Source organism: Amaricoccus sp. (assembly GCF_036846665.1).
GTDB lineage: Bacteria > Pseudomonadota > Alphaproteobacteria > Rhodobacterales > Rhodobacteraceae > Amaricoccus.
This window is the reverse complement of record NZ_DAIUBO010000252.1, coordinates 1-5,219: the sequence shown is the minus strand read 5'-3', so window position 1 is coordinate 5,219 and position 5,219 is coordinate 1. Positions and strand designations below refer to the sequence as shown.

2 protein-coding genes and 1 pseudogene are annotated in these 5,219 nt (G+C 68.9%); all 3 read right to left on the bottom strand.

The features are described from left to right. Positions 1–295: 295 nt before the first annotated feature. Positions 296–1,849, bottom strand: a complete 1,554-nt coding sequence (gene odhB / locus V7050_RS17910; protein ID WP_324375468.1) for a 2-oxoglutarate dehydrogenase complex dihydrolipoyllysine-residue succinyltransferase — start codon at positions 1,847–1,849, stop codon at positions 296–298. Position 1,850: 1 nt separating this feature from the next. Continuing rightward, on the bottom strand, positions 1,851–4,820 hold the full coding sequence (locus V7050_RS17905; RefSeq protein ID WP_324369755.1) for a 2-oxoglutarate dehydrogenase E1 component: 2,970 nt from the start codon (positions 4,818–4,820) through the stop codon (positions 1,851–1,853). A 91-nt stretch (positions 4,821–4,911) separates the two neighbouring features. Next, positions 4,912–5,219 (bottom strand): annotated as a pseudogene (locus V7050_RS17900) (succinate--CoA ligase subunit alpha); the annotation flags it as partial.

Sequence of the window (5,219 nt, the reverse complement as noted above, 5' to 3'; positions counted from 1 at the left end):
CCGGTGGCGCCTTGCCCGGTCCGGTCGCCCGGAGGCGCGAGCCGCAGGGCGAGGGGGGGGGGGCGGGTGTCACCGACGGTTGGGGATCGGGACGAGGCGGCCCTGGACGGCGTGCGAAGCGCGCCGGCCCCGGGGAGGGCCGGCGCGGCCCGATCGCCACGGGTCGATCGGGCCGGGGACCTTGGGCCTGCGCGGGAGGGTAAGCGACGGAGAACCGCTCGGGCCTATCTTGCCGCAGCTCCGACAAGCCCGGGGCAGGCTTCGCGCGCGGGCTCGCGCGGTTCCGTATCGCGACTCACAGATCCATCAAGAGCCGCCGCGGGTCCTCCAGCGCCTCCTTGACGCGCACGAGGAAGGTGACCGCGCCCTTGCCGTCGACGATGCGGTGGTCGTAGCTGAGGGCGAGATACATCATCGGCCGGGCGACGATCTGGCCCTTCACCACCATCGGCCGCTCCTGGATCTTGTGCATGCCGAGGATGCCCGACTGCGGGGGGTTCAGGATCGGCGAGGACATCAGCGAGCCGTAGACGCCGCCGTTCGAGATGGTGAAGGTGCCGCCCTGCATGTCGGCCATGGAGAGCTTGCCGTCGCGGGCGCGGATCCCGAGCTCGTTGATCTTCTTCTCGATGGCGGCGAAGGACATCTGGTCGGCGTCGCGCACCACCGGCACCACGAGGCCGGTGGGCGTGCCGACGGCGATGCCCATGTGGACGAAGTTCTTGTAGACGACCTCGGTGCCGTCGATCTCGGCGTTGACCTCCGGCACCTCCTTCAGCGCATGGCAGCAGGCCTTGGTGAAGAAGGACATGAAGCCGAGCTTCACCCCGTGCTTCTTCTCGAAGAGATCCTTGTATTCGTTGCGCAGCCCCATCACGCCGGTCATGTCCACCTCGTTGTAGGTGGTCAGCATGGCCGCGGTGTTCTGGGCCTCCTTCAGCCGCCGCGCGATGGTCTGGCGCAGCCGCGTCATCTTCACGCGCTCCTCGCGCGCGGCATCCTCGGCCGGGACCGGCGCGCGCGGGATGGCGGGCGCGGCGGGCTCGGAGGACACCGAGGGCGCGGGCGCGGCCATCGCGCGCAGGACGTCCTCCTTCATGATGCGGCCGTCGCGGCCGGTGCCGGCCAGCTGGCCGGGCTCGATCCCCTTCTCGGCCATCAGCTTCTTGGCCGAGGGCGCGTCCTCGACGTCGGCCCTGGCCGTCGCCGGCTCGGCGGCCTTCTCGGCGGCGACGGGGCGCGCCTTCTGCGGCGCGGCGCTGCCGCCGGCCCCGCCGCGGATGCGGCCGAGCTTTCCGCCCGCCTCGACGGTGGCGCCATCGGCGGCGAAGATCTCCTCGAGCGTGCCGCTCGCCGGCGAGGGCACCTCGACCGAGACCTTGTCGGTCTCGAGCTCGCAGAGCATCTCGTCCTGCACCACGGCGTCGCCGACCTGCTTGAACCAGGTCGAGACCGTCGCCTCGGTGACGCTCTCGCCGAGGGCGGGCACCGCGATCTCGATCGAGCTCTCGTTGGCGGGCGCGGATTCGGCGCCCTCCGGGGCGGCCTTGCCGGGGGTCGCCTCCTCGGCCTTGGCCGCGGGTTTCTCCGCCTTGGCGGGCCTGGCTGCGCCGGCCTTCTCGTCGATGGTGGCGAGCAGGGCGTCGACGCCGACGGTGTCGCCCTCCTTGGCCACGATCTCGGCGAGCACGCCGGCGGCGGTGGCGGGGACCTCGACCGTGACCTTGTCGGTCTCGAGCTCGCAGAGCATCTCGTCCACCGCGACGGCATCGCCCGCCTTCTTGAACCAGGTGGCGACGGTCGCCTCGGTCACGCTCTCGCCGAGCGTGGGCACGCGGATGTCGGTCATGTCAGCGATCCTTCTTCAGCGAGAGCGCGGCATCGACCAGCGCCTCCTGTTGCGCCTTGTGCTCGCGGGCGAGCCCCGTGGCCGGCGATGCGGCGGCCGGCCGGCCGACATAGGAGGGCCGGCCGTATTTCGCGCCGATCCGGCCGAGAACCCATTCGATGTTCGGCTCCACGAAGGTCCAGTAGCCCTGGTTCTTCGGCTCCTCCTGGCACCAGATCATCTGGGCGTTCTTGAAGCGGCCGAGCTCCTTGGTCAGCGAGAGCGCCGGGAAGGGATAGAACTGCTCGAGGCGCATGAGGTAGACATCCCTTATGCCGCGGGCGTCGCGCTCCTCGAGCAGGTCGTAATAGACCTTGCCGGAGCAGAGCACGACGCGGCGGATCTTCTCGTCCGGGACCAGCTCGGTCGTGGAGAGATGTTCGGCGTCGATCTCGGCGTCGTCCCAGAGCACCCGGTGGAAGCTCGATCCCTTGGCGAAATCCTTGAGCTTGGAGACCGCGAGCTTGTGGCGCAGCAGCGATTTCGGCGTCATCAGGATCAGCGGCTTGCGGAAGCTGCGCAGGAGCTGCCGGCGCAGGATGTGGAAGTAATTGGCCGGGGTGGTGACATTGGCCACGATCATGTTGTCGCCGGCGCACATCTGCAGGAAGCGCTCGGGGCGCGCGGAGGAATGCTCCGGCCCCTGCCCCTCGTAGCCATGCGGCAACAGCAGGACGAGGCCCGACATGCGCAGCCATTTCGCCTCGCCCGACGAGATGAACTGGTCGATCATGATCTGTGCGCCATTGGCGAAATCGCCGAACTGCGCCTCCCAGAGCGTCAGCGCGTTCGGCTCGGCGAGGCTGTAGCCGTATTCGTAGCCGAGCACGGCGTATTCGGAGAGCATGGAATCGACCACCTCGTAGGTGGCCTGGTCGCTGCAGATGTGGTTGAGCGGGTGGTAGCGCTCCTCGGTCATCTGGTCGATGATGCCGGAATGGCGCTGGCTGAAGGTGCCGCGGGTGCAATCCTGCCCCGAGAGCCGCACCGGATAGCCCTCGACCAGGAGCGTGCCGAAGGCCAGCGCCTCGCCGGTCGCCCAGTCGATGCCCTCGCCCGATTCGATCATCTTGGCCTTGGTGTCGAGCATGCGCTGCACGGTCTTGTGCGGCTCGAAGCTCTCGGGGAGGCGGGTGAGCGCCGCGCCGACCTTGCGGAGCGTGGCCATGTCCACCGAGGTCTTGCCGCGCTGGTAGCGCCGCTCGGGGCGCGAGAGCCCCGACCAGCGGCCGTCGAGCCAGTCGGCCTTGTTCGGGCGGTAGTCCTTGCCGACCTCGAATTCCTCATTGAGATGCGCCTGGAAGGCGGCCTTCATGTCCTCGATCTCGCCCTCGGGGATCAGCCCGTCGGCGACCAGCCGCTCGGTATAGAGCTGGAGCGTGGTCTTGTGGCCCTTGATCGCCTTGTACATCAGCGGCTGGGTGAACATGGGCTCGTCGCCCTCGTTATGCCCGAAGCGGCGATAGCAGAACATGTCGATGACCACGTCCTTGTGGAACTTCTGCCGGAACTCGATGGCGACGCGCGCGGCATGCACCACCGCCTCGGGGTCGTCGCCGTTGACGTGGAAGATCGGCGCCTCGACCATCAGCGCGATGTCGGTCGGATAGGGCGAGGAGCGCGAGAACTGCGGCGCGGTGGTGAAGCCGATCTGGTTGTTGACGATCAGATGCAGCGTGCCGCCGGTGCGATGCCCCTTGAGCCCGGAGAGGCCGAAGCATTCCGCCACCACCCCCTGGCCGGCGAAGGCCGCGTCGCCGTGCAGCAGGATCGGCAGCACCTTGGAGCGCGAGGTATCGCCCATCTGCGACTGCTTGGCGCGCACCTTGCCGAGCACCACCGGATCGACCGCCTCGAGGTGGCTGGGGTTGGCGGTGAGGCTGAGATGCACGGTATTGCCGTCGAACTCGCGGTCCGAGGAGGCGCCGAGATGGTATTTCACGTCGCCCGAGCCCTCGACCTCGTCGGGCTTGTAGCTGCCGCCCTGGAACTCGTTGAAGATCGCCCGGTAGGGCTTCTCCATGACATTGGCGAGCACCGATAGGCGGCCGCGGTGCGGCATGCCGATGACGATCTCCTCGACCCCGAGCGCGCCGCCGCGCTTGATGATCTGCTCCATCGCCGGGATCAGCGCCTCGCCGCCGTCGAGGCCGAAGCGCTTGGTGCCGGTGTATTTCACCTGGAGGAACTTCTCGAAGCCCTCGGCCTCGACGAGCTTGTTGAGGATCGCCCGGCGGCCCTGCTGGGTGAAGCGGATCTCCTTGCCGTAGCCCTCGATGCGCTCCTTGAGCCAGGCGGATTGCGCCGGGTCGGAGATATGCATGTACTGGAGCGCGAAGGTGCCGCAATAGGTGCGCTTGACCATTGCGAGGATCTCGCGGAGCGACGCGGTCTGCAGGCCCAGCACGTTGTCGATGAAGATCGGCCGGTCCATGTCGGCCTCGGTGAAGCCGTAGCTGTGCGGATCGAGCTCGCGATGCGGCTCGGGCTCGGCCAGGCGCAGCGGGTCGAGATCGGCCACGAGATGCCCGCGGATGCGATAGGCGCGGATGATCATCAGCGCGCGCACCGAATCGAGCACCGCCTGGCGGACCTGGACCTCGCTGAGCGGGGCGCCCGCCTCAGCCGCCCGCGCGCGCAGCTTGTCGCCCACCGCGCGGACGAGTTCCGGGCCCCATTGCCCGTCCATGGCCGCCGTCAGGTCGTCGTTCGGGGTCGGCGGCCAGTCGGCGCGCGCCCAGGAAGGGCCGCGCGCGTTCTGCGTCACCTCCGCATCGGCATCGCCGAGCCCCGCGAAGAAGGCCTGCCAGCTGCCGTCGACGCTGGAGGGATCGGCGACGTAGCGCGCGTGCAGCTGCTCGACGTAATTGGCGTTCTGGCCCTGGAGGAAGGACGAGGAATGGAAGACCGTGTTCTGCGAATGCTCGGTCATGGCTCTGACGGGTTGCCCGCTCCTGCGATGCGGCCCCCGCGGGGGCCTGTCCTCGAAAACCCTGCCGCGGGGCGCGGCAGGGGATTTGCCGTCACTTGCGCCGCAGCGCCTTGAGCACGGCCTCGCCGAGACCGGCGGGGCTGTCGGCGACGACGATGCCGGCGCTCTTCATCGCCTCGATCTTGTCCTCGGCGCCGCCCTTGCCGCCGGCGACGATGGCGCCCGCATGGCCCATGCGCCGGCCGGGCGGCGCGGTGCGACCGGCGATGAAGCCGGCGGTGGGCTTCCAGCGGCCCTTCTTCTTCTCGTCGATCAGGAATTGCGCCGCGTCCTCCTCGGCCGATCCGCCGATCTCGCCGATCATGATGATCGATTCCGTCTCGGGATCGGACAGGAACC